22 protein-coding genes are annotated in these 21276 nt (G+C 70.8%); 9 read left to right on the top strand and 13 right to left on the bottom strand.

Annotated elements, in window-relative coordinates; all coding sequences use genetic code 11:
- Window positions 1-44 precede the first annotated feature (44 nt).
- Genes AC07OX_RS26710 through AC07OX_RS26695 form a run of 4 tightly spaced genes read right to left on the bottom strand, consistent with a single transcriptional unit; the run spans window position 45 to window position 3811 of the window.
- On the bottom strand, window positions 45-1382 hold the full coding sequence (locus AC07OX_RS26710) for an MFS transporter (protein WP_495260383.1): 1338 nt from the start codon (window positions 1380-1382) through the stop codon (window positions 45-47).
- Between the two features lie 40 nt (window positions 1383-1422).
- Window positions 1423-2496 carry an MBL fold metallo-hydrolase gene (locus AC07OX_RS26705; protein ID WP_495260382.1) on the bottom strand — a complete coding sequence of 358 codons (1074 nt, stop codon included), beginning with the start codon at window positions 2494-2496 and terminating at the stop codon, window positions 1423-1425.
- A gap of 44 nt (window positions 2497-2540) precedes the next feature.
- Window positions 2541-3314: an SDR family NAD(P)-dependent oxidoreductase gene (locus tag AC07OX_RS26700; protein WP_495260381.1), complete on the bottom strand. Its 774-nt coding sequence runs from the start codon at window positions 3312-3314 to the stop codon at window positions 2541-2543.
- Window positions 3311-3811: an ester cyclase gene (locus AC07OX_RS26695; protein WP_223301409.1), complete on the bottom strand. Its 501-nt coding sequence runs from the start codon at window positions 3809-3811 to the stop codon at window positions 3311-3313. The genes AC07OX_RS26700 and AC07OX_RS26695 overlap by 4 nt, the downstream gene beginning before the upstream one ends.
- 142 nt (window positions 3812-3953) lie before the next feature.
- Here AC07OX_RS26695 and AC07OX_RS26690 point away from each other — a divergent pair, with 142 nt between their 5' ends.
- On the top strand, window positions 3954-4682 hold the full coding sequence (locus AC07OX_RS26690; protein WP_495260380.1) for a Crp/Fnr family transcriptional regulator: 729 nt from the start codon (window positions 3954-3956) through the stop codon (window positions 4680-4682).
- 13 nt (window positions 4683-4695) lie between these two features.
- On the opposite strand, the gene AC07OX_RS26685 is transcribed toward AC07OX_RS26690, so the two are convergent.
- The 3 genes from AC07OX_RS26685 to AC07OX_RS26675 all read right to left on the bottom strand — a co-directional run bounded on the left by AC07OX_RS26685 (window position 4696) and on the right by AC07OX_RS26675 (window position 6811).
- Window positions 4696-5682: a Bug family tripartite tricarboxylate transporter substrate binding protein gene (locus AC07OX_RS26685; protein WP_495260379.1), complete on the bottom strand. Its 987-nt coding sequence runs from the start codon at window positions 5680-5682 to the stop codon at window positions 4696-4698.
- A 42-nt stretch (window positions 5683-5724) separates the two neighbouring features.
- Window positions 5725-6165 (bottom strand): OsmC family protein, encoded by a 441-nt coding sequence (locus tag AC07OX_RS26680; protein ID WP_062475918.1) that lies wholly within the window; start codon window positions 6163-6165, stop codon window positions 5725-5727.
- A gap of 109 nt (window positions 6166-6274) precedes the next feature.
- Window positions 6275-6811, bottom strand: coding sequence for a CHRD domain-containing protein (locus tag AC07OX_RS26675; RefSeq protein WP_495260378.1), 537 nt, complete (start codon window positions 6809-6811; stop codon window positions 6275-6277).
- Window positions 6812-7040: 229 nt separating this feature from the next.
- Here AC07OX_RS26675 and AC07OX_RS26670 point away from each other — a divergent pair, with 229 nt between their 5' ends.
- Window positions 7041-8738 carry a long-chain fatty acid--CoA ligase gene (locus tag AC07OX_RS26670; protein ID WP_307696100.1) on the top strand — a complete coding sequence of 566 codons (1698 nt, stop codon included), beginning with the start codon at window positions 7041-7043 and terminating at the stop codon, window positions 8736-8738.
- A gap of 18 nt (window positions 8739-8756) precedes the next feature.
- Here the strand turns inward: AC07OX_RS26670 and AC07OX_RS26665 are convergent, their stop codons facing one another.
- Window positions 8757-9662: an AraC family transcriptional regulator gene (locus tag AC07OX_RS26665; protein ID WP_495260377.1), complete on the bottom strand. Its 906-nt coding sequence runs from the start codon at window positions 9660-9662 to the stop codon at window positions 8757-8759.
- Window positions 9663-9764: 102 nt separating this feature from the next.
- On the opposite strand from AC07OX_RS26665, the gene AC07OX_RS26660 reads away from it, so the two are divergent.
- The 7 genes from AC07OX_RS26660 to AC07OX_RS26630 all read left to right on the top strand — a co-directional run bounded on the left by AC07OX_RS26660 (window position 9765) and on the right by AC07OX_RS26630 (window position 17166).
- On the top strand, window positions 9765-10514 hold the full coding sequence (locus AC07OX_RS26660; protein ID WP_495260376.1) for an SDR family oxidoreductase: 750 nt from the start codon (window positions 9765-9767) through the stop codon (window positions 10512-10514).
- 114 nt (window positions 10515-10628) lie between these two features.
- On the top strand, window positions 10629-11132 hold the full coding sequence (locus AC07OX_RS26655; RefSeq protein WP_070062515.1) for a sigma-70 family RNA polymerase sigma factor: 504 nt from the start codon (window positions 10629-10631) through the stop codon (window positions 11130-11132).
- A 61-nt stretch (window positions 11133-11193) separates the two neighbouring features.
- Window positions 11194-12240: a FecR domain-containing protein gene (locus tag AC07OX_RS26650; RefSeq protein WP_495260375.1), complete on the top strand. Its 1047-nt coding sequence runs from the start codon at window positions 11194-11196 to the stop codon at window positions 12238-12240.
- Window positions 12241-12310: 70 nt separating this feature from the next.
- Window positions 12311-14791 (top strand): ferric-rhodotorulic acid/ferric-coprogen receptor FhuE, encoded by a 2481-nt coding sequence (gene fhuE, locus AC07OX_RS26645; RefSeq protein WP_495260374.1) that lies wholly within the window; start codon window positions 12311-12313, stop codon window positions 14789-14791.
- Between the two features lie 91 nt (window positions 14792-14882).
- Entirely contained in the window at window positions 14883-15185 is a 303-nt protein-coding gene (locus AC07OX_RS26640; RefSeq protein ID WP_095948980.1) for a DUF3649 domain-containing protein, read from the top strand.
- Entirely contained in the window at window positions 15182-16807 is a 1626-nt protein-coding gene (locus AC07OX_RS26635; RefSeq protein WP_495260373.1) for a PepSY-associated TM helix domain-containing protein, read from the top strand. The genes AC07OX_RS26640 and AC07OX_RS26635 overlap by 4 nt, the downstream gene beginning before the upstream one ends.
- Complete coding sequence (locus tag AC07OX_RS26630; RefSeq protein ID WP_307696108.1) at window positions 16804-17166, top strand: DUF3325 domain-containing protein; 363 nt, start codon at window positions 16804-16806, stop codon at window positions 17164-17166. Before AC07OX_RS26635 ends, AC07OX_RS26630 begins: the two co-directional genes overlap by 4 nt.
- Before the next feature lie 2 nt (window positions 17167-17168).
- Here the strand turns inward: AC07OX_RS26630 and AC07OX_RS26625 are convergent, their stop codons facing one another.
- The 5 genes from AC07OX_RS26625 to AC07OX_RS26605 all read right to left on the bottom strand — a co-directional run bounded on the left by AC07OX_RS26625 (window position 17169) and on the right by AC07OX_RS26605 (window position 21267).
- Window positions 17169-18158 (bottom strand): Bug family tripartite tricarboxylate transporter substrate binding protein, encoded by a 990-nt coding sequence (locus AC07OX_RS26625; RefSeq protein ID WP_492736599.1) that lies wholly within the window; start codon window positions 18156-18158, stop codon window positions 17169-17171.
- 62 nt (window positions 18159-18220) lie between these two features.
- Complete coding sequence (locus AC07OX_RS26620; RefSeq protein WP_070062522.1) at window positions 18221-18577, bottom strand: cupin domain-containing protein; 357 nt, start codon at window positions 18575-18577, stop codon at window positions 18221-18223.
- Window positions 18578-18596: 19 nt separating this feature from the next.
- On the bottom strand, window positions 18597-19592 hold the full coding sequence (locus tag AC07OX_RS26615) for a quinone oxidoreductase family protein (RefSeq protein ID WP_495260372.1): 996 nt from the start codon (window positions 19590-19592) through the stop codon (window positions 18597-18599).
- Window positions 19589-20497 carry a beta-keto acid cleavage family enzyme gene (locus AC07OX_RS26610; RefSeq protein WP_495260371.1) on the bottom strand — a complete coding sequence of 303 codons (909 nt, stop codon included), beginning with the start codon at window positions 20495-20497 and terminating at the stop codon, window positions 19589-19591. Before AC07OX_RS26610 ends, AC07OX_RS26615 begins: the two co-directional genes overlap by 4 nt.
- Window positions 20494-21267, bottom strand: a complete 774-nt coding sequence (locus AC07OX_RS26605; RefSeq protein ID WP_495260370.1) for an SDR family NAD(P)-dependent oxidoreductase — start codon at window positions 21265-21267, stop codon at window positions 20494-20496. Before AC07OX_RS26605 ends, AC07OX_RS26610 begins: the two co-directional genes overlap by 4 nt.
- Window positions 21268-21276: the final 9 nt, after the last annotated feature.

Raw genomic sequence — 21276 nt, 5'->3', positions numbered from 1 at the left:
GTGTGCACCGAAATGGGCCGGCCGCGGTGCGCCGGCGGTGCGCGCTAGCGCTGGCCGAGTGCGCTGCGGGGCAGGGCCAGCAGCATGAGCAGCGCCGACAGCACCAGCGCGCCGCTCAGTACATACAGGCTGGCCGTGAAACCGCCCGTGAGCGTCTTGAGCGCGCCCACCATCATCGGCGCCACCAGCCCCGCGCTGCCGCCGATGGTGCTGATGAGCGCAATGCCCGCCGCCGCGGCGCTCCTGGACATGAAGCTGCCGGGAATCGCCCACAGCACGGTGAAAGCGCTCGAGATGCCCATCGACGCCAGCGCCAGGCACAGCACGGCGGCCACGGGGCTGTGCATGAAGAGCGTGGTCAGCGCCAGGCCGGCCGCGCCCGCGAGCGCGCCCAGCGCGAAGTGCCAGCGGCGCTCCTGGTGCCGGTCGGAGTGGCGCCCCACGACGATGTTGGCCGCGATGCCGGCGACGGCCGGAATCACCGAATAGAAGCCGATCTGCAGCACGCTGAGCCCCATCGACTTCAGGATCGTCGGCTGCCAGAACGACAGCGCATAGATGCCCAGGATGATCAGGAAGGACATGAAGCCGATCAGCCACACGCGTCCGTCGCGCATCGCCGCGCCGAAAGTGTGGCGCCCGGCGGCGCCGTGCGCGGCCTGGTCCTCGGCCAGCAGGTGCGCCACGCGCTGCTTCTCGGCCGCCGAGAGCCACGGCGCCTGCGCCGGGCTGTTCGACAGCGTGCGAAAGGCGATCACGCCCAGCAGCACGCTCGGCAGCCCTTCGAGCAGGAACAGCCACTGCCAGCCGCGCAGCGCCAGCACGCCGTCCAGGTAGGTCATCGTGAGCCCGGCGATCGGCCCCGCGACGATGGGCGCCGCGCCGAAGGCCATGAAGAAGAGCGCGGTCGCCTGCGCGCGGCGGCGCGAGGGGAACCACAGCGTCAGGTAGAACAGCACGCCGGGCGCGAAGCCGGCCTCGAACACGCCGATGAGGAAGCGCAGCACGTAGAACTGCGTGGGCGTGGTGGCGAACATCATCGCCGCCGAGGCCAGGCCCCACAGGCCCATGATGCGCAGCAGCGTGGCGCGCACGCCGATCTTCGCGAGCATCAGGTTGCTCGGGATCTCGAACACCGCATAGCCCAGAAAGAAGATGCCGGCGCCCAGGCCGAACACCGCGTCGCTGAAGCCCAGCTGGTCCTTCATCTGCAGCTGCGCGTAGCCGACGTTGGTGCGGTCCAGGTAGTTCAGCACGTAGCAGGCGCACAGCAGCGGCATCAGCCGCCAGGTGATCTTGCGAAAGAGCGCGGCGTCGTCGCGCGCATCGGCCGAGGCCGGTGTGTGCGCGCCGGCGGCGGCGTCGAGGGTGGCGGTGTTCATCGGTGTGTCTCCTTCTCTTTTTTGTGCGCGTGTTGGCAGGTCAGGCCTGCACGAGCGCGCCGAAGCTGGTTTCGCCCCACAGGTGGCTGGTGGGCGCGCCGGGAAACAGCCAGTGCGGCGAGCACTCGGCCGACGGCACGACGTTGCTGAAGCCATGCAGCGCCGAGGTGCCCGCGAGCGTCTTCTCGAGCACCATCGACAGGTACTGGTCGTTGCTGCTCTCCTGCGTGTTGCCGTTGAGGATCACCTCGGCGCCCGTGGCCTGCGCATAGCGGCGGATGCCGTTGTGGCGCGACTGCAGCGGCGCCCAGCTGTCGGCCGAAACGCCGTTCTCGCTGCTCACGCGCAGGCCGTCGCCCGTGCGGTACACCAGCGAGTGGTTGCCTTCGGTGTGCCCCGGCGTGTGCACCAGCGCGACGCCGGGGCCGAGCTGCAGGCTGCCGTCGAAGGCGGCGATGCGTTCGGCTGGCACCCCGTCCAGGCCGTGCGGGCAGTACCACTCGGCCTGCACCGGCAGCAGGCCCTGCACGTTCGCGAGTTCCTGGCGGTGCGCCAGCAGCTTCGCGTTCGGCAGCAGGCCAGGCGCGTTGGTGCTGCCGAGCCAGCGGCGCACGTCCTGCGTGTGCAGGTGGTCGTAGGTGATGTGGTCGATCTGTTCGGGCGCCACGCCGCAGCCGGCGAGCGCCTGCAGCACGGTCTGGTAGACCGGCGCGATCGCCTTGTGCAGGAACTTGGGCGTCTGGTCGCTCAGGCGCTTGAAGTAGGGCGTTGCGTTGCCGGCTTCGAAGTCGGCCGGCGTGAAGAGCAGCGTGCGCAGCCGGCCTTCGAAGTCGTCGTACTGGACGAGCACGGTGCGCGCCAGCAGGTGCACCATGTGCGGCTTGAGCAGCTGCTGCGAGTACACGCCGGTGAAGGCGAACCACGCGGGGTACGGAATGCGCAGCAGGTTGAAGCTGCGCGCGAAGTGCACGGGCGGCGCATCGAGCAGCCGCTCGCGCAGGGCTTCGGTGCCGCGGCGGATGGCGCGCAGGCGGTCTTGCGGCATGGCAGCGTGGCGCGTGCCGTCGAGCTCGGTGATCTGCGCGAAGCCGGTGGGGTCGGGGTCTCGGGTCATGGGGGTCTCCTGTGTCTGGATGCGTGGGCTGCCTGGTTCGTCGCTCAGTACATCGAGCGCCCTCCGGAGATATCGAACACCGCCCCGGTGCTGAACGAGCACTCGTCCGACGCCAGCCACGCCGCCATCGCCGCCACCTCGTCGACGTCGACAAAGCGCCCCATCGGCACGCGCGAGAGCAGGGCGGTGCGCAGTTGTTCGCGGTGCTCGGCGGGCACGTCCGCGAAGACGGCGGTGTCGGCCGCCGACGGCGTGATGCAGTTCACCAGCACGCCCGACGAGGCCAGTTCCTTGCCGAGCGACTTGGTCAGCGCGATGAGCCCGGCCTTCGAGGCCGAGTAGGCGGCGTTGAAGCCATTGCCTTCCTTGCCCGCGACCGAGGCGATGTTGACGATGCGCCCGCGCCGCTGCGCCAGCATCAGCGGCGCGACGGCGCGGCAGCACAGCCAGGCGCCCGTGAGGTTGATGTCGAGCACGTGACGCCATTGCGCAGGCGTGTGCTCCCACGCGGGCACCGTCGGCCCCAGCACGCCCGCGTTGTTGACGAGCACGTCGACGCGGCCGAAACGCTCCTGCGACTGCGAAGCCGCACGGGCGATCTGGTCTTCGTCGCGCACATCCACCCGTGCAGTGACCACGGTGCCCAGCGGCGCCAGTTGCTGTTCCGCCTCCGCCAGCGTCGCGGCCTCGACATCCCACAGCGCGACGCTCGCGCCGTTCGCGAGGCAGCGCCGCGCGATGGCCAGACCGATGCCGCGCGCACCGCCGGTCACGATCGCATGGCGCCCTTCGAGTGGCCGGGCGGGCGTGTCGGTCATGCCGTGGCGGCCTCGGCTCGCGGGGCGGTTTGGCCGAGCAGGCCGGCAACCAGCCCGCCCACCATCTCCGGGGGCACGCCCACGAGCAGCTGGCGCAGCATCGTCAGCGTGTCGAAGTACACGCGCTCGCACACCAGCCGGTCGCCCTCGAAGATGAAGAAGGCGTTCATGCGGCAGCGAAAGCTGTTGCCCGTCGGCGGCAGGCCCTTGAGCGGGCCGCGGTGCGTGCCGAGCAGCCAGAACTCCACGATCACCGAATCGTCGGCATGGCGCAGCTGGATGATCTCGTGGCGCTGGTCGGGGAAGGCGCGGCGCGTGTCGGTGTAGTACTGGCGCACGTCGGCGATGCCGTCGTGCACCTCGCCGCTGGGAATCAGCTCGTAGTGCGGATGCGGGAAGGTGCCGAGCACCGCGTCGAAGTCCTGGCGGGTCTCGTCGGCGAAATGGTCGAGCACGAGGCGCTCGCGGCGGGCTTGCAGGTCGGTCAGTGTGGTCATCGGGGTGTGCTCCATGCGACAGGGGTGACAGGGGACATCGGGTTGCCGCGAATGCGTCGACCCGGGTGGCCTGCGTACTATCGACAGCCCCTCGAACCCAGACTGTCCGGTGTTGGCAATCGAGGCCCCGGACAAACCCGCGATGCCACGCTCTTCCTCTTCTTCCAGCGCCAGCCCCGCCGCGCCGGACGCGCAGCCTTCGCCCGTGCACAACAGCGACATGCGGCTGGCCGACGACGTGCAGCAGCGCCTGCTCGCGGTGGCGCACCGGCGCACGCTGGTGCGCGGCGAATCGCTGTTCCACAAGGGCTCGTCGCCCGACGCGCTGTTCGGCGTGGTCAGCGGTTCGTTGCGCGTGAGCGTGGTCGCGCCGGGCGGGCGCGAGGCGGTGATCGCGATGCTCGAGCCGGGCCACTGGTTCGGCGAGGTCTCGCTGCTGGTGGGGCGCGAGCGCGTCTACGACACCTGCGCCGTCGACACCACCGAGATGGCCGTGGTCGCCGCGGCCGACTTCCACCGGCTGGTGGCCGACCATCCCGACGTGCACATGGCCTTCACCCGGCTCGTGTGCCTGCGGCTGCGCCAGGCGCTGGCCTGGATCGACGACGTGATCCTGATGCCGCTGCCCGTGCGGCTGGCGCACCGGCTGCTCACGCTGGACGCGCGCGCGGTGGCGCCTGCGGAGGACGGCGGCGGCACGCTGCTGGGCGTTTCGCAGGAAGACCTGTCGTTCATGCTCGGCGTGTCGCGCCAGAGCGTGAACCGCCAGCTCAAGCTGTGGGAAGAAGACGGCACGCTGCGCGTGCGCTACCGCAGCATCGAACTGCTCGACCGCGCGCAGCTGGAGCGGCACGCGGCCACGCCGCGCTGAACGCCGCCGGTGCTCAGTCCATCCGCGCGCCCGAGGCCTTCACCGCCTTGTCCCAGCGCGGCGTTTCCGTCGCGAGGAAGCGTGCGAAGTCCTCGCTGCCCAGGTAGGCCGGGTCCGCGCCCTGGCTCACCATGCGCTCGCGCACTTCGGGGCTGGTCAGCACCTGCCTGAACGCATCGCTGAGCTTGGCGACCACGTCCTTGGGCGTGTCCTTCGGCGCCAGGAAACCGTAGAAGCCCACCACCTCGAAGCCCTTGACGCCCGACTCGATGACGGTCGGCACGTCGGGCAGCGCGGGGTTGCGCTCGCGGCTGGTCACGGCCAGCGCGCGCACCTTGCCCTGCTTGTGATAGTTGGCGGCCTGCGGAATCGATTCGGCCATGAACTGCACCTGCCCGCCCATCAGGTCGGTGAAGGCCGGCGCGCTGCCGCGGTAGGGGATGTGCACCATGAAGAGGCCGGTCGCGGTCTTGAACATCTCGGGCACGAGGTGGCTGATGCCGCCGTTGCCCGCCGAGCCGTAGTTGACCTGGCCCGGCCGTGCCTTGGCGTAGTCGATGAACTGCTTGATGTTCTGCACCGGCAGCTTGGGCGTGACCAGCAGCGCGAGCGGCTGCATCGCGGTGCGCGCGATCGGCACGAAGTCGCGCTGCGTGTTGTAGGGCAGCTTGCTGTAGAGCGCGCCGTTGATCACCGCCACGCCGGTGTTGGCCAGCACGAGCGTGTAGCCGTCGGCCGGGCTCTTGGAGACGAAATCGGCACCGACCGAGCCGCCCGCGCCGGGCTTGTAGTCGACGATCAGCGGCTGGCCGAGCACGGCCTGCAGCTTGTCGGTCAAAAGGCGCGCGTGCTGGTCGAGCGGGCCGCCGGCCGGAAAGCCGATGACGACCTTGATCGGCTTGTCGGGGTAGGCGGCCAGGGCCGCCGTGGTGCCGAATGCGCCGAACGCGCCGAGGGCGAAAGAAAGGACCGCCGATGCGGTCCGGGTGGGCTTGCTCATGATCCGTCTCCTTTTTTGTGGAGACGATCATAAGCAGCGCGGTCAGCTCGCCAGCGTGGCCTTCAGCGTGATCTCGGGCACGCTCGCCAGCGCCTTCGACAGCGGGCAGCCGGCCTTCGCGGCGGCAGCGATTTCCTGGAACTTCGCTTCGTCGAGGTTCGGCACGGCCGCGTCCAGTTCGAGCTGGATGCGGTCGATCTTGAAACCGGCGCCGTCCTTGGCCAGCCGCACGGCGGCCTTGGTGTCGATGCGCGTCGCGGTCAGGCCCGCCGCCTCCAGCGCAAAAGCAAAGGCCATCGTCAGGCAGGCCGCATGGGCCGCGCCGACGATTTCCTCGGGGTTGGTGCCGCGCCGGTCGTCTTCGAAGCGGCTGGCGAAGCCGTAGGGGTAGTCTTTCAGGGCGCCGGTCTCGGTGCTGACCAGGCCCTTGCCGGTCTTGCCGGCGCCTTCCCAGTGAACGCTTGCGTGCTTGTCTGCTGCCATGGCTATTCCTTCAGTCGGGGTAGGGGTTGCTCGGAGGGAGAACCGCAGGTATCGCTCCGAAATCCGCGCCTGTCTGTAGTCGCAGAGCGCATCGCATCGGGGGCCGACGTCAGCCGCCGTGCACGCCCCAGGTGCTGCGCTTGAGCTGGCCCCGGACCTCGCCGCCCGGCCAGGCCTGGGTCGACACGCTGACATACCAGAGGCCGGCCATCAGGTCAGCCATCTGCGCGGGCGTCAGCCGGCTCGTGCCGGTCCGCTCGTAGCCGGCGCCGGCGCCGTCGTTGCGCGGCTCCCCCTCGCTGGGCAGCGGCAGCTGGATCGCCAGCGGGCCATTGCTGCCCGTGGCGGCGGGGCCGTAGAAGCCGACGACCGTCGCTGGCCCGCTCAGGCGCGCGGCGTTCACGCGCCATTCGAACACCCCGGTGGCCAGCGTCAGCGTGCCGGCCGCCGAGCCGCCGGCCTTGCCCTTGTGCGGCGGGACCACGTCCTCGGTCCCGAGCCAGCAGTCGGCCACGAACCATGTCGGTGGTTCCTTGGACGGCTGCTCCGTCGCCGGGGCCGACATGCCGAACCGGGGGACCCGCGAGCAGCCCGCCGCGGCCAGGGCGGCCAGTGCGGCACCGAAGAGGGCGATGCGTCGGCGCAAGGTGGGGCGGGCGGGATCGGGCATGGCAGGCAGGCACAGGTGAAGCGGAGCCCGCACGATAGCCGATGCGCTGTGCCTACCCGACGTACGACAAATGGGCGTCGCCAAGGTGACGCCCCGGGGGCTTCCCCGATGGGAGCGGCGGCCGGTGCGGCTTAGGCTGGCGCATTGCGCCTTTGTCGCACCGCTTTCCTTCCCCTCTCCTTCCTCCTTCGCCTGTTCACAGACCATGCAACCACGCCCGCATTACAAGTTCTGGCCCAAGCGCCTCCCCCATTCGATCACCGTCCCCGCGACCTCGCTGTGGCACAACCTGGCCACCTCGGCGGCGCGCTACCCCGACAAGGCCGCGCTGGTCTTCTTCGGCCGTGTGCTGAGCTACCGCGACGTGGCCGACCAGGTCGAGCGGCTGGCCGGCACGCTGCATGCGCTGGGCGTGCAGCGCGGCGACCGCGTGGTGCTGAACATGCAGAACTGTCCGCAGCTGGTGATCGCGCATTTCGCGATCCTGCGCGCCAACGCGGTCGTGGTGCCGGTCAACCCGATGAACCGGGCCGAAGAGCTCAAGCACTACATCGTCGACCCCGACGCCAAGGTGGCGATCACCACCGGTGACCTCGCGGCCGAGCTGGCCAAGGCCAGCGATGCACTGCCGCCCGAGCAGCGGCTGTCGCACCTCATCGTGAGCCAGTTCACCGACGCCTTCGATGCGAACGTGACCGGCGACGACGCCCCCGCGCCGGCCTGGGCCGACTGGCTCGGCACGCGCCACCCGCTGCCCGCGCTGGCCGACGGCCAGGTCATGGCGTGGACCGACGCGCTCGCGGCCGGCCACCCGGCGCCCGCGCACGTGGTGGGCGCCAACGACATGGCGCTGCTGCCCTACACCAGCGGCACCACCGGGCTGCCCAAGGGCTGCGTGCACCACCATTCGAGCCTCATGCACAACGCGATGGCCGGCCAGCTCTGGGGCCAGGCCACGTCGGAGGCGGTGGTGCTGGCCGTGGTGCCGATGTTCCACATCACCGGCGTGGTGAGCATGATGCACACCTCGATCCTCGCGGCGGCCACGCTGGTCATCATGCCGCGCTGGGACCGCGACGTGGCGGGCCGGCTCATCTCGCGCTGGAAGGTCACGAGCTGGACCAACATCCCCACCATGGTCATCGACCTCATGGCCAGCCCCAACTTCGCGAGCTACGACCTCACGAGCATGACCCACATCGGCGGCGGCGGCGCCGCCATGCCGCAGGCCGTGGCGCAGCGCCTGTTCGAGCAGTACGGCCTGAAGTACCAGGAAGGCTACGGCCTCACCGAGACCGCCGCGCCCTCGCACACCAACCCCTCTGACCACCCCAAGCAGCAGTGCCTGGGCATTCCGTTCATGAGCACCGACGCGCGCGTGGTCGACCCCGACACGCTGCAGGAAATGCCCATCGGCGAATCGGGCGAGATCATCATCCACGGCCCCGAGGTGTTCCAGGGCTACTGGAAGCGCCCCGACGCCACCAAGTCCGCTTTTGTCGAGTTCGAGGGCAAGCGCTTCTTCCGCTCGGGCGACATGGGCCGCATGGACGAGGAGGGCTACTTCTTCATCACCGACCGCCTCAAACGCATGATCAACGCGAGCGGCTTCAAGGTGTGGCCGGCTGAGGTCGAGCTGCTGATGTTCCGCCACCCCGCGATCCAGGAGGCCTGCGTCATCTCGACCAAGGACGACTACCGCGGCGAATCGGTCAAGGCCGTGGTGGTGCTGCGCGCCACGCACAAGGACACGACCGAGCAGCAGATCATCGACTGGTGCCGCGAGAACATGGCGGTCTACAAGATTCCGCGCAAGGTGGAGTTCGTCGATGCGCTGCCCAAGAGCGGCAGCGGCAAGGTGATGTGGCGCCTGCTGCAGGAGAAGGAAGGCACGGCGGCCTGATCGCCGCCTTTGTCTTTGCTAGGGCTGGCGCGCGTAGCGCCCCGGCGCCTGGCCCACATGGCGGCTGAACGCCGTGCTGAAGGTGCTGGCCGAGCTGTAGCCGACGCGCGCGGCCACCTCAGCCGGCGCGCAGCCGCCGCGGCGCAGCAGGTCCTTGGCGAGCGCCATGCGCCACGCCAGCAGGTATTCCATCGGCGGCAGGCCCACGGCGCGCGAGAAGCGCTCGAAGAAGGCCGAGCGCGAGAGCGCGGCCTTGCCGGCGAGCTCTTGCACCGTCCATGAACGCGCGGGGTCCGCGTGCATGTGCCGCACGGCGGCGGCCAGCCGGCTGTCCGCCAGCGCGCGCAGCAGCCCCGGCGGCGCGCCTTCGCCGGGCGCCGAGCGCAGCGCCTCGATCAGCAGCACCTCGACCAGCCGCCCGAGCACGAGGTCGCGCCCCGGCCGCTGCGCCATCGACTCTTCGCGCACGAGCTGCACCAGCAGCGACAGCCGCGCGACGCCGCGCATGTGCAGCACCGAAGGCAGCAGCGACACCATCAGGGCCGCGTCGGGCGAATCGAAGGCGAAGTAACCGCCGAGCATGCGCACCTCGGGCGGGCCGTTCCGGTCGCCGTGGCGGACTTCGTTGTGTGCGTCCTCGCGCGCCGCCTGTTCATGCGAATCGAGAAACACCGGCGGCGCCGGCGTGCGCCCCGACAGCGTGAAGCCGGGCGTGGCCGGCATGAGCAGGAAGTCGCCGGCGGCCAGCGCCAGCGGCGGCTGCCCGTCGACCGCCAGGATGCACTCGCCCTCGAGCATGGTGCAGAAGCTGGGCTGGCCGAAGGCCGTGTAGCGCACGGCCCAGGCGCCGGCGCCCGCGATCACCTTGGAATACACGGCGCGCGGGCGAAGCAGCGCGATGACCTCGGCCAGGGGATCGGCCATGGCTGGACTCCTGCAAAAGAAATGGCGACGTTCGATGGTAGCAAGTCCGGTCGGTCGTCCCTATCGTTGGGGCTCTTCATCACCCACCACCAAGGAACCCCATTGAAAACCGCACTCATCACCGGCTGCTCCTCCGGCTACGGCCTGGCCATCGCGCGCCACTTCCACGCCCAGGGCTGGCGCGTCGTCGCCACCATGCGCACGCCGCGCGACGACCTCTTTCCCGATGCGCCGAACCTGCGCGTGCTGCCGCTCGACGTGACGCAGCCCGACAGCATCGCCACCGCCATCGAGAACGCGGGCCCGATCGACGTGCTCGTGAACAACGCCGGCGTCGGTCTCTTCGGCGCCTTCGAGGCCACGCCCATGGCCACCGTGCGCGAGGTGTTCGAGACCAACACCTTCGGCATGATGGCCATGGCGCAGGCCGTGCTGCCGCAGTTCCGGGCGCGGCGCTCGGGGGTGCTGGTCAACGTCACGTCGACTGTGACGCTCGCGCCGATGCCGCTGGTGGCCGCGTACACCGCGAGCAAGACGGCGATCGAGGGCTTCACCGCCTCGCTCGCGTTCGAGCTGGCGGCGTTCGACGTGCGCGTGAAGCTGGTCGAGCCGGGCTACGGGCCCGGCACGCGTTTCACCGAGAACGGGGCGCAGCGCATGCAGGGCCTGATCCCGCCGGACTACGCACCGCTCGCGCAGGGCGTCTTCGCGGCGCTGGGCAACCCCACGGCCGTGACCACGGCGGCCGACGTGGCCGAGGCCGTCTGGCGCGCCGCGAACGACACGGGGGCAACGCTGCGCTATCCGGCGGGCGCGGACGCGGTGGCGCTCGCGGCGGCCCGGCCGGCCTGAGCCACGCTGTCCGCAGTGCGGACAGGACGGGCAGGGCGGCACTGCGGCCTTTTTGCTTAAAATGAGAATAATTCTTATTTGTAGGCGGAGCTCCCCGCCGCCGTGCCGCCCGCCATGTCCGCTGCCGAAGCCGCCTTCCAGCAAGTCCACACCCTCTACAGCGACCACCACGGCTGGCTGCAGTCGTGGCTGCGCAAGAAGCTCGGCAATTCGTGCGACGCGGCCGACCTGGCGCAGGACACCTTCGCGCGGCTGCTGACGGCGCGCAACCCCGAGGTCATCGTGCAGCCGCGCGCCTACCTCACGAGCGTGGCCAAGAACATCCTCGTGAACTGGTACCAGCGCCAGGCGCTGGAGCGGGCCTACCTGGAGGCGCTGGCCGTGATGCCCGAGCCCGAGGCGCCGTCGCCCGAGCAGCGGCTGGTGATCCTGCAGACGCTGCACGAGATCGACGCCATGCTCGACGCCCTCAAGCCGCTCGCGCGCCGGGCCTTCCTGCTGTCGCAGCTCGACGGCATGAAGTACGAGGACATCGCACGCGAGCTGGGCGTGTCGCTGGTCACGGTCAAGCGCTACATGCAGCAGGGCTTCCGGGGCTGCCTGGCGGTGATGGCATGAGCGCCGCGCCGGGCCGCCCCAAGCAAGCGCGCGCCGAAGTGCGAAGCACGAAGGCATTCTGATGAGCGCGATGAATTTCGAAACGTCAGCACTTGCGCCTCGCGTGCTCGACGAGGCCGCCGAATGGCTGATGCGGCTGCACGACAGCGCCGTCACCGACGAAGACCGCCGCGCCTGCGAGCGCTGGCGCCAGAGCCACCCCGACCACGCCCGCGCCTGGGCACGCGCCGAGCAGCTGATGAACAAGCTCGGCGGCCTGCCGCCGGCGCTGGCGATGTCTTCGCTCGCGCGGCCCGCGCGCGGCAACGCGAACAACCGCCGCGCCACCCTCGGCCGGCTGGCCGCGCTGCTGGCGGCCGTGCCCGCCGGCTGGCTCGGCTGGCAGGCGGTCGAGATGGCGGACGAACGCGGCTGGATGGCCGGGCACCGCACCGCCACCGGCGAGCGCCGCGAACTGCGGCTGGCCGACGGCAGCCGCCTCACGCTCAACACCGCCAGCGCGGTCGATGTGCACTTCGACGGCACGCAGCGCCGCGTGGTGCTGCAGGCGGGCGAGGTCTTCATCGCCACCGCGCCCGACCCCGCCGCCGCGCACCGCCCGTTCCGCGTGGCCAGCGCCGGCGGCACGCTGGAGGCCCTGGGCACGCGCTTCAGCGTGCGCAAGGAGGCCGGCGGCGCCACCCACATCGCCGTGCTCGAAGGCGCGGTGCGCATCACGCCCGAGCGCGCCGCCGCGCGCGTGCTGCCGGCGGGGCAGCAGGCCCGCTTCACGGCCGACGGCATCGACGACTTCCGCCCGGCGGACGCCTCGGTGCTGGCGTGGACCCAAGGCATGCTGCTCGCCGACGGCATGCGGCTGGCCGACTTCGCCGCCGAGCTGTCGCGCTACCGCCCCGGCCTGCTGCAGTGCGACGCGGCGGTGGCCGAGCTGCGTGTCTCGGGCGCCTTTCCGCTGGCCGACACCGACGGCGTGCTGCGCATGCTGGTGTCGACGTATCCGGTGGACGCGGCCACGCGCCTGCGCGGCTACTGGGTCACGCTGGTGCCGCGTGCGGCATCTGAAGAAGGCGCGGCGGGCACTTCGAAAAATATTTCGATCCGGGGGTGAGACTTTTTTTCGTTTCGGCTGGCAAGGAGGGTGAAGAACCCACCGTTGCCCAACCGAAAGGCCCGTTTCCATGTCTGCACCCCGCCCGTCCGCCTTGCGCCCGTTCGCAGAGCGCCGCCTGAACACCGTCCTTCGCCATGCTCTGGTAGCGCTTGCCCTCGGCGGCCTGGCCGCCGCGGGAGGGCCCGCCTTCGCGCAGGCGTCGTCGTCCTCGCTCGACGCCGCCGCGTCCCGTGCCTACGACATTCCCGCCGGCCCGCTGGGCCGCACGCTCGCCGCCTTCGCGGCCGGCAACGGCATCGCGCTGTCGTTCGACCCCGCGCTGACGCAGGGTCGCAGCAGCCCTGCGGTGGCCGGCCGCTACACCGCGCGCGAAGCGATCGAGCGCCTGCTCGCGGGCAGCGGCCTGCAGGTGGTGGCGCGCACCGACGGCAGCTACACGCTGCACCGTCGCGAGGCCGGCGCACCTGTTGCGGGGCAGGGCGGCATCGACACGCTCGCGCCCGTCACCGTCACGGCCGAGGCCGACCGCAGCGGCACCACCGAAGGCACCGGCGCCTACACCACGCGCGCCACGGCGGCGGCCACCGGGCTGGCGCTGTCGCCGCGCGAGACGCCGCAGTCGGTCACCGTCATCACGCGCCAGCAGATCGACGACCAGAACCTGCTGTCGCTCGGCCAGGCCATGCAGAGCGTGCCCGGCGTGTTCTCGGTGAGCTCCGACAGCGACCGCACCGACCTGTACGCGCGCGGCTTCTACATCGACAACTACCAGTACGACGGCGTGCCGACCACGGTCACCACCGACTTCTTCGGCGCCTCCACCAACGACCCGGTGCTGTACGACCGCATCGAGGTCGTGCGCGGCTCGACGGGGCTGCTCACCGGCGCGGGCAACCCCTCGGCCTCTGTGAACCTGGTGCGCAAGCACGCCGACAGCAAGGTGTTCGCCGGCAACGCATCGCTCGCGCTGGGCTCGTGGAACCTGCGCCGCGGCACCGTCGACCTGCAGACGCCGGTGACGAAAGACGGCCGCGTGCGCGCCCGCCTCATCGGCATGACGGAAGACCGCGACTACTTCATCGACATGTACCACGGCCGCAAGCACGTGCTGTACGGCGTGGTCGATGCCGACCTCACGCCCAGCACCACGCTGAGCGTGGGCATCGAGTCGCAGGCCACGCGGCCCACCTCGTCGACCTGGGGCGGGCTGCCGCTGACCTTCAGCGACGGCACAGCCACGCGCTGGGACCGCTCCAAGACCGTCGGCACGCCGTGGACCCACTGGGACACGACCACCACCACCGCCTTCGCGAACCTCACGCACCAGTTCGACAACGGCTGGAAGCTCAAGGCCAACGGCTCGCACCGGCAGAGCAAGCAGAACGCCAAGCTGCTGTACCTGTACGGCGACCTCGACCGCCTCACCGGCACCGGCCTGGGCTCGCTGCCCGGCTACTTCGAGCACCAGTTCCGCCAGAACAGCCTCGACCTGCAGGCCACCGGGCCCTTCACGCTGCTGGGGCGCACGCACGAACTCGTGGTGGGCGTCAGCAACAGCCAGTCGCGCTACGTGGAGGCGAGCCATCCGCGCACCAGCCCCTTGCCCGACACCGGCAACTTCTACGACTGGAACGCCGCGTCGTACCCCGAGCCGGGCTGGGACCCGCTGAAGGTCTCGGCCATCACCAAGACGCGCCAGACCGGCACCTACGGCGCCGCGCGCCTGTCGCTGGCCGATTCGCTCAAGCTCATCGTGGGCGGGCGCCAGAACAGCTGGCGCTCCACGCGCCTGACCGCCGACGCCCCGGCCACGCGCAAGCACGAGGTGTTCACGCCCTACGCGGGCCTGGTGTACGACCTGAGCGAGAACTACTCGGTGTACGCGAGCTACACCGACATCTTCCAGCCGCAGAACTACCGCGACGCCAGCGGCGCGTACCTCGACCCGGTGACCGGCAAGAGCTACGAAATCGGCCTCAAGGGCGAGCACCTGAACGGCAAGCTCAACACCTCCATCGCCGTCTTCCGCGCCGAGCAGGAGAACGTGGCGCAGCGCGACGGCACCAAGCTCGTGCCCAACTCGAGCGAAGGCGCCTATTACGGCGCGCGTGGCGTGACCAGCAAGGGCATCGAGCTGCAGGTGTCGGGCGAACTGGCCCCCGGCTGGCAGCTGAACGCGGGCATTGCGCGCACGCTGGGCCGCGAGGGCAACGGCAACCGCATCAACACCGCCATGCCGACCACGCAGGCCACGCTGTTCACCACCTACCGGCTGCCCGGCGCGTGGCACCGGCTCACGCTGGGCGGCGGCGTCAACTGGCAGAACCGCACCTACTACGCGTACAGCGTGGGCGATGTCGACCTGCGCTACCAGCAGGGCTCGCGCGCGGTCGTGAGCCTGATGGCGCGCTACGCCTTCACGCCCAAGCTGGCGCTGCAGCTGAACATCGAGAACCTGTTCGACAAGAAGTACTACAGCAACATCGACGGGCAGGCCTACTTCGGCACGCCGCGCAACGCGGTGGCGACGCTGAGCTACGCGTTCTGAACGGGAAAGAGCGGGGGGCATGACCCTTTTTTCGTTCTCGTTTGTCATGTAGGGGAGGGGCGCATGTCCGCGCCCCGTTTTCCGGTCCCCGATGAACACCCGCACCTCCTCCTTTTCTCCCGCCCTGCGGCTGCTGTCCCGCGTCGCGGCCGCCGTGTTCGGCGGCTACGCGCTGGCCTCGGCCGCCGCCGTCTTCCTGGCCGCCGTGCTGCCGGCCGGCCCCGCCGAGGCCGCGCTCGGGGGCATGCAGTTCAGCTTCGCGGTCTACACCGTCGCCGTGATCTGGGCCTTTGCGCCCGTGTCGCTGCCGCGCGCCTGGGCCGGCCTGCTGCTGCCCGCCGTGGTGCTGGCCGGGCTCGGCCTGGCCTTGCGCGGCGCGGGAGGCGGCGCATGAGCACGAAGAAAGCCAAGGCGCCGTCGCAAGGGGGCTTTCGCCAGGCCCAGGCCTGGCTGCACACCTGGTGCGGCCTGTGGTTCTCGTGGCTGCTGTTCGCGGTGTTCCTCACCGGCACGCTGGCGGTGTTCGACGAGCCCATCACCCACTGGATGACGCCGGAGCACCACGCCGAGGAAGCCGCCGCCGCAGCCAAGAAGGAGAAGGGCGAGCCCACGGCCGACCGCGCGCAGCGCCTGGCCTGGGGCATGGCCTACATGGCCGAGCACCACCCGGGCGCCTCGATGTGGGAACTGTGGCCTTCGGATGCGCAAGGCGGCGGCGAGCTGCGCGTGTTCTGGTTCGACGCCAACCGCCAGTACGCGGGCGTTGCGCTCGACCCCGCCACCGGCAAGCCGTTGAAGGAAGACGGCGGCCACGCGGCGCGCGCCACGCTGGGTGGGCACCACTTCGTCGACTTTCACTACGAGCTGCACGCCGGCACCGTCGGCCTGTGGATCGTCGGCATCGCCGCGATGGCGATGCTGGTGGCGCTGGTGTCGGGCGTCATCACGCACAAGCGCATCTTCAAGGACTTCTTCACCTTCCGCCCCAAGAAAGGCCAGCGCAGCTGGCTCGACGCGCACAACGCCGTGGCGGTGCTGACCTTGCCCTTCCAGTTCATGATCGCCTACACCGGCCTCGTGATCTCGGGCACCAGCTTCATGCCGGCCCCCAAGGTCTTGCACTACGGCACCGGCCCGCAGGCGCAGGTGCGTTTCGTCTCCGAGCTGGGCGACAGCGACAAGCCCGCCGCCACCGGCCGCGCGATGCCCGTGCCCGTGCTCGAACCCTTCGCGGCACGTGGCCAGGAGCGCATGGGCCAGCCGGTGCGCGCGGTCGTCATCGACCACCCGGGCGACGCGGCTGCGCGCATCGGCGTGTACGGATGGAACGGCGACGACGAATCCGCGCGCCGGCTCAGCGCCACCACCGGCATGGTGCAGTTCTCGGCCGCCAGCGGCGAGGTGCAGCGTGTGCGCCTGCCGGGCGCCGCGGACGGAGGGGCCGCCATGCTCGCGCAGTCGGCCATGGGCGGGCTGCACATGGTCACCTTCGGCGGCTGGCCGATGAAGTGGCTCTACTTCCTGTGCGGGCTCGCGGGCACCGCGATGATGGGTTCGGGCGCCGTGCTGTTCATCGTCAAGCGCCGGCAGAAGCATCTGGGCGAGTTCGGCGGCGCGACGGCGCGGGTCTACCGGCTGGTCGAAGCACTGAACGTCGCGGCCATCGCCGGGCTGGCCATCGCCTGCGTGGGCTACCTGTGGGCCAACCGGCTGGTGCCGGTCGGCATCGGGCACCGCGCGGACCGCGAACTGCAGGTCTTCTTCGCGCTGTGGGCGCTGGCGCTGGTGCATGCCTTCGTGCGCCAGCCGGCGCGCGCGTGGCGCGAGCAGCTCGGTGCGCTGGCTGCGCTGTGCCTGCTGCTGCCGGTGCTCAACTTCGTGACCACGGGCGATCACTTGTTGGCGCAGCTGTCGCGCAGTGATTGGGAAAGCCTCGGCGTCGAACTGGGCGTGGTGGCCTTCGGCCTTGCAGCGCTGGGCGCGTTGCGCCATCTGCTGCGGAAGGCGGCGCGATGACGACGGCATGGGCTTCGTTGCTTGGCCTTGCGCTGGCGTATGCGGGCATGGCGTGCCTGAGCTTTGCCATGGACCGGCACCATGAGCAGCTGACGCGCGGACGCGAAGTGCCCGCGCGCCGGCGCACGGGCTTGCGCGTGATCGGCATGGTGCTGTTGGCCGCGGCCATCGTGCCCTGCGTGATGGCGTGGGGCCCCACGGTCGGGACGGTCGCGTGGCTGGGCTTCCTGTCGGCGGGTGCGTTGCCGGTGGCCTTGCTGTTGCCGTACCGCCCGCGCGCCGTGGCGTGGGGCGCCGGTGCTGCCGCCGTGGCCGGTGGTGCGGGGCTTGCGCCGGTGCTGGCGGCGCTGCTGCGCTGAGGTCAGTCCACCTTGATGGCCGCGGCCTTGACCACCTGCTGCGCCTTCGCGGTCTCGTCGGCAATGAACTTGTTGAACTGCGCGGAGGGCATGGTGAAGGGCTCGGCGCCGAGCTTCTCCAGCCGCTCCTTCAGTTCCGGCGACACCATGATCTTCGCGACCTCGGCCTGCAGCCGCTCCACCACGGGCTGCGGCGTTTTGGCGGGCGCGAACAGGCCGACCCAGAACAGGTAGGCCGAGCCCGGCACGCCCGCCTCCACGGTGGTGGGCGCGTCGGGCAGGGCGGACGAGCGGCCGGCGGTGCCCACGGCCAGTGCCTTGAGCTTGCCGCTCTTGATCAGCGGCAGTGCCGACACCATCGGCGCGAAGAACCAGTCGACGCGCCCGGCCATCACCTCGGTCATGGCTTCGGGCGTGCCGCGAAAGGGCACGTGCTGCGCGTCGACGCCGGCCGCGAGGCGGAACACCTCGGCATTCATGTGCGTGGCCGAGCCGTTGCCCGCGGAGCCGTAGTTCAGCCCGCCGGGCTTGGCCTTCGCCTTGGCCACGAGGTCTTTCACGTCGGTGAAGTGCGAAGGCGAGGTCACCAGCACGTTGGGCAGGCTGGCCATCGGCGTCACGCCCGTGAAGTCCTTCAGCGTGTCGTACGACAGGCCCTTGTAGATCCACGGGTTCACGAGGTGGCCGGCCGAATGCACCAGCAGCGTGTAGCCGTCGGCCGGCGCCTTGGCGGCGATGGCCGCACCCAGCGTGCCGCCCGCGCCGGGGCGGTTGTCCACGATCACGCTGGTGCCCAGCGCAGGCCCCAGCTTTTCGGCGACCAGACGCGCGACGATGTCGGTGCCGCTGCCTGCCGTGAAGGGCACGACCAGCTTGATGGGCTGCGTGCCCGGCCACGCGCCTTGTGCATGGGCGCCGCCGAGCGTGCAGGCCGCGAGTGCCGCAGCGATCGTGAGTGCCTGTCGGCGGCTCCAGGGGAATGTCTTCTTCATGCGTCTTGTCTCCGTTGATTTGTTGGTGCGAGCGATGAATGACTGACTGGGGAAGGGGCGCGTCAGGCGGGCGGTGCGTTCGCCATCACCAGCGCCACCAGCACCGGGCGGTTGCTGCGGTTCTCGAGCTGGCGCTTCTCGCCGGGCGCGAAGCGGCAGCTGTCGTAGGGCAGGAGCACGTCTTCCTGGTGCGCGCCGTCGAGTTCGCCGACGACGTGCAGCTCGCCCTCGAGCACGAGGTAGAGCTTCTCCATCGGCGAGCCGTCCAGCCCGGTGCGACCGCCGGGCAGGATCTGGCTCATGCCCATCCACATCTGCGTCGAGGGGCCGGCCTCCTTGCCCTGCAGGCGCAGGCAGCGCATGTCGAAGTGGTTGGGCGCCTCGTAGTGCGGCGCCTCGCTGAAACGGGTCACATGCATGGTGGGTGTCCTCGGGGGGTCAGGGGCGCAGCACGACGCGGTCGGTGCTGCCCGACAGCACCAGCCGGTAGGCGTCGATCGCTTCGTCGAGCGCGAAGTGGCGTGCCACGGGAAAGGGCTTCAGCGTGCCGCGCTCGAAGCCCTCGCGCATCGCGTCGAGTTGCGCGGTGGAGGCCACGCAGTCCATCGCCAGCGAGTCGATGCCCACGTAGGTGTGCATGCCTCGGTAGAACGCGAAGATGTCGAAGGGCACCGCGCGGTCGTGCGTGGCGATGAAGATCTGCGTGGCCCCCTTGGCCATCGCCTTGTTGGCGGCCTCGAAGTAGGCGCTGCCCACGGTGTTGTAGACGATGTGCGCGCCGCGTCCGTCGGTGAGCTCGCGCACCTGCGCGCCCACGTCGGCGTGGTGGCGCGCATCGACCACGTCGACCGGCGCGCTCGCGAACCCCGCGAAGGGCCCGGGCCCGCGCTGCACCGCGATCACGCGCGCGCCGGCCTGCGCGGCCAGCTGCACCGCCGCCTGCCCGACCTTGCCGTTGGCGCCTAGCACCAGCACCGTCTGGCCCGCCTGCGGCATGCCGCTGCGCCGAAAGCCCTCGTAGGCCGTGACGAAGGGCACGCCCACCGCGCCGGCCTCGTCCATCGAGATGCCCTGGGGCTTGGCGCGCAGGGCCGCTTCGGGCAGCACGAGGTAGCGCGCATGCGAGCCGTCGCGCGTGATGCCGACGTCGCCGCCCGAGCCGTAGACCTCGCGGCCGATCCATGCGGCCGGGCCGCTCACCACGGTGCCCGCGAAGTCGCGCCCCGGCGTGCGCGGCCAGGCGGCCTGCGGCATGAGGCCCAGCGCGGCCTTCACGTCGCTCGGGTTCACGGCGGCGGCGGCCACGCGCACCACGGCATGGCCGGGCGGCGCCACGGGCTCGGGCTGCGGCGCGGCCTCCAGGTGCAGCGCCTCGAGGTTGGCGGCCTTGCCGTTCACGCGCAGGGCGCGGGGCTCTTGAGTGACGGCGCTCATCGTGCGGCTCCCTGAACGGCGCGGGCGTCGGCCAGCCCCAGCATCGCGCGGGCCTCGCGCGGGTTGGCGACGTCGCCGCCCAGGCTGCGCAGGATGTCGCGCGCCTTCGCCACGAGCTGCGCGTTGCTCTGCGCCAGCACGCCTTTCTCGAGGTAGATGTTGTCTTCCATGCCCACGCGCACGTGGCCGCCCAGCAGCCACGACTGCGCGACGATCGGGAACTCCGTGCGGCCGATGCCGAAGGCGCTCCAGAAGGCGCCGCGCGGCAGCAGGTTGCGCGCATAGAGCAGCGTCTCGGGCGTGGGCGCGAAGCCGTACTTCACGCCGAGCACGAAGGTCCACATGGCGGGCCCGTCGAGCGTGCCGTCGGCGATGAGGTCCAACGCCAGGTGGATGTCGCCCGAGTCGAAGATCTCCAGCTCGGGCTTCACGCCGGCCTCGCGCATCACCTTAGCCATGCGGCGCACGTTCCTCGGCGTGTTGATCACCACGTCGGGGCCGGAGTTCATGGTGTTGAGGTCGAGCGAGCACACGTCGGGCCGGATCAGCGCGATGTGTTCCACGCGCTTCTCGGGCGGCAGCAGCGTGGTGCCGGGCGCGGCGATCTTCGGGTCGTCCTCGCTCGGAATGAAGCGCCCGCCGGGCCCGGTCGTGAGGTTCACGATCAGCTCGCGGTTCTCGCGGCGGATGCGGTCGACCACCTCGCGGTACAGCTCGACTTCCATCGAGGGCTTGCCCGTCTCGGGGTGGCGCACGTGGATGTGCACCTGCGCCGCGCCGGCTTCGGCGGCGGCCAGGCATTCGTCGGCGATCTGCACCGGCGTGATCGGCAGGTGCGGCGTCTGCTCGGGCTTCACGAGGTTGCCCGTGACGGCGCAGGTGATGAGCGTCTTCGCGTTGTTCACAGGTGGCGCCCTCCGTCGACCACGATGCGCGTGCCGGTGACGAAGCGCAGCGTGGTGGCCAGCGCCTCGACGGTGGCCGCCACGTCGTCGGGCTTGCCGATGCGTCCCAGCGGCGTGGTGCTGGCCATCTTGTCGGCGAACTCGGCGCCGCGCCCGGGCACGAACCCCGACTCGACCGCGCCCGGCGACACCGACACCACGCGCACCGCCGGCGCCAGCGCCTTGGCGAGCGCGTCGCCCACCACGTCGAGCCCGGCCTTGGCCGCGACGTACGCGAGGTTGCTGCCCACGCCCGTGAAGCCGGCGATGGACGAGATGTTGACCACCAGCCCGTCGCCGGTGGCCTTGAGCATCGGCGCGAAGGCGCGGATGGTGGCGAACACGCCGCGGAAGTTGGCGCGCAGCAGGTCGTCGATGAGTTCGTCGGTCAGCGCGTCGAGGTCGCCGGCCGGCACGGGCTGCGTGTGGCCCGCGCTGTTGACCAGGATGTCGCAGCGCCCGTGCGCGGCCTTCACCTCGGCGGCGGCGGCCTGCAGGCTCGGCGTGTCGACGATGTCGGCGCGGATCGCGCCGTGGCGCTGGCCGCTGTCCGAGGGCAGGGCGGCGGCGCGCGCGGCGGCGTTGTTGTTGTTGTCGCCACCGCGGTGCAGCAGCACGCAGGTGGCGCCCAGCGCGGCCAGCCGCGTGGCCGTGGCGTAGCCGATGGCGCCGAGGCCGCCGGTGATGACGGCGATCTTGCCGTGGAGTCGGGATTGGGGATCGAAGCTCATGGGATGAAG

It is taken from the genome of Variovorax sp. GW821-FHT09D07 (assembly GCF_059416345.1).
Note: the sequence above shows the minus strand (reverse complement) of the source record. Positions and strands in the feature narration are given on the sequence as shown.

Excerpts from the sequence above, each read along its gene's own strand:
- AC07OX_RS26705 (WP_495260382.1), bottom strand. The coding sequence starts at position 2,496 with ATGACCCGAGACCCCGACCCCACCGGCTTCGCGCAGATCACCGAGCTC.
- AC07OX_RS26685 (WP_495260379.1), bottom strand. The coding sequence starts at position 5,682 with ATGAGCAAGCCCACCCGGACCGCATCGGCGGTCCTTTCTTTCGCCCTC.
- AC07OX_RS26665 (WP_495260377.1), bottom strand. The coding sequence starts at position 9,662 with ATGGCCGATCCCCTGGCCGAGGTCATCGCGCTGCTTCGCCCGCGCGCC.
- AC07OX_RS26695 (WP_223301409.1), bottom strand. The coding sequence starts at position 3,811 with ATGACCACACTGACCGACCTGCAAGCCCGCCGCGAGCGCCTCGTGCTC.
- fhuE (WP_495260374.1), top strand. The coding sequence starts at position 12,311 with ATGTCTGCACCCCGCCCGTCCGCCTTGCGCCCGTTCGCAGAGCGCCGC.
- AC07OX_RS26630 (WP_307696108.1), top strand. The coding sequence starts at position 16,804 with ATGACGACGGCATGGGCTTCGTTGCTTGGCCTTGCGCTGGCGTATGCG.
- AC07OX_RS26650 (WP_495260375.1), top strand. The coding sequence starts at position 11,194 with ATGAGCGCGATGAATTTCGAAACGTCAGCACTTGCGCCTCGCGTGCTC.
- AC07OX_RS26710 (WP_495260383.1), bottom strand. The coding sequence starts at position 1,382 with ATGAACACCGCCACCCTCGACGCCGCCGCCGGCGCGCACACACCGGCC.
- AC07OX_RS26615 (WP_495260372.1), bottom strand. The coding sequence starts at position 19,592 with ATGAGCGCCGTCACTCAAGAGCCCCGCGCCCTGCGCGTGAACGGCAAG.
- AC07OX_RS26605 (WP_495260370.1), bottom strand. The coding sequence starts at position 21,267 with ATGAGCTTCGATCCCCAATCCCGACTCCACGGCAAGATCGCCGTCATC.
- AC07OX_RS26635 (WP_495260373.1), top strand. The coding sequence starts at position 15,182 with ATGAGCACGAAGAAAGCCAAGGCGCCGTCGCAAGGGGGCTTTCGCCAG.
- AC07OX_RS26620 (WP_070062522.1), bottom strand. The coding sequence starts at position 18,577 with ATGCATGTGACCCGTTTCAGCGAGGCGCCGCACTACGAGGCGCCCAAC.
- AC07OX_RS26625 (WP_492736599.1), bottom strand. The coding sequence starts at position 18,158 with ATGAAGAAGACATTCCCCTGGAGCCGCCGACAGGCACTCACGATCGCT.
- AC07OX_RS26640 (WP_095948980.1), top strand. The coding sequence starts at position 14,883 with ATGAACACCCGCACCTCCTCCTTTTCTCCCGCCCTGCGGCTGCTGTCC.
- AC07OX_RS26655 (WP_070062515.1), top strand. The coding sequence starts at position 10,629 with ATGTCCGCTGCCGAAGCCGCCTTCCAGCAAGTCCACACCCTCTACAGC.
- AC07OX_RS26700 (WP_495260381.1), bottom strand. The coding sequence starts at position 3,314 with ATGACCGACACGCCCGCCCGGCCACTCGAAGGGCGCCATGCGATCGTG.
- AC07OX_RS26670 (WP_307696100.1), top strand. The coding sequence starts at position 7,041 with ATGCAACCACGCCCGCATTACAAGTTCTGGCCCAAGCGCCTCCCCCAT.
- AC07OX_RS26690 (WP_495260380.1), top strand. The coding sequence starts at position 3,954 with ATGCCACGCTCTTCCTCTTCTTCCAGCGCCAGCCCCGCCGCGCCGGAC.
- AC07OX_RS26680 (WP_062475918.1), bottom strand. The coding sequence starts at position 6,165 with ATGGCAGCAGACAAGCACGCAAGCGTTCACTGGGAAGGCGCCGGCAAG.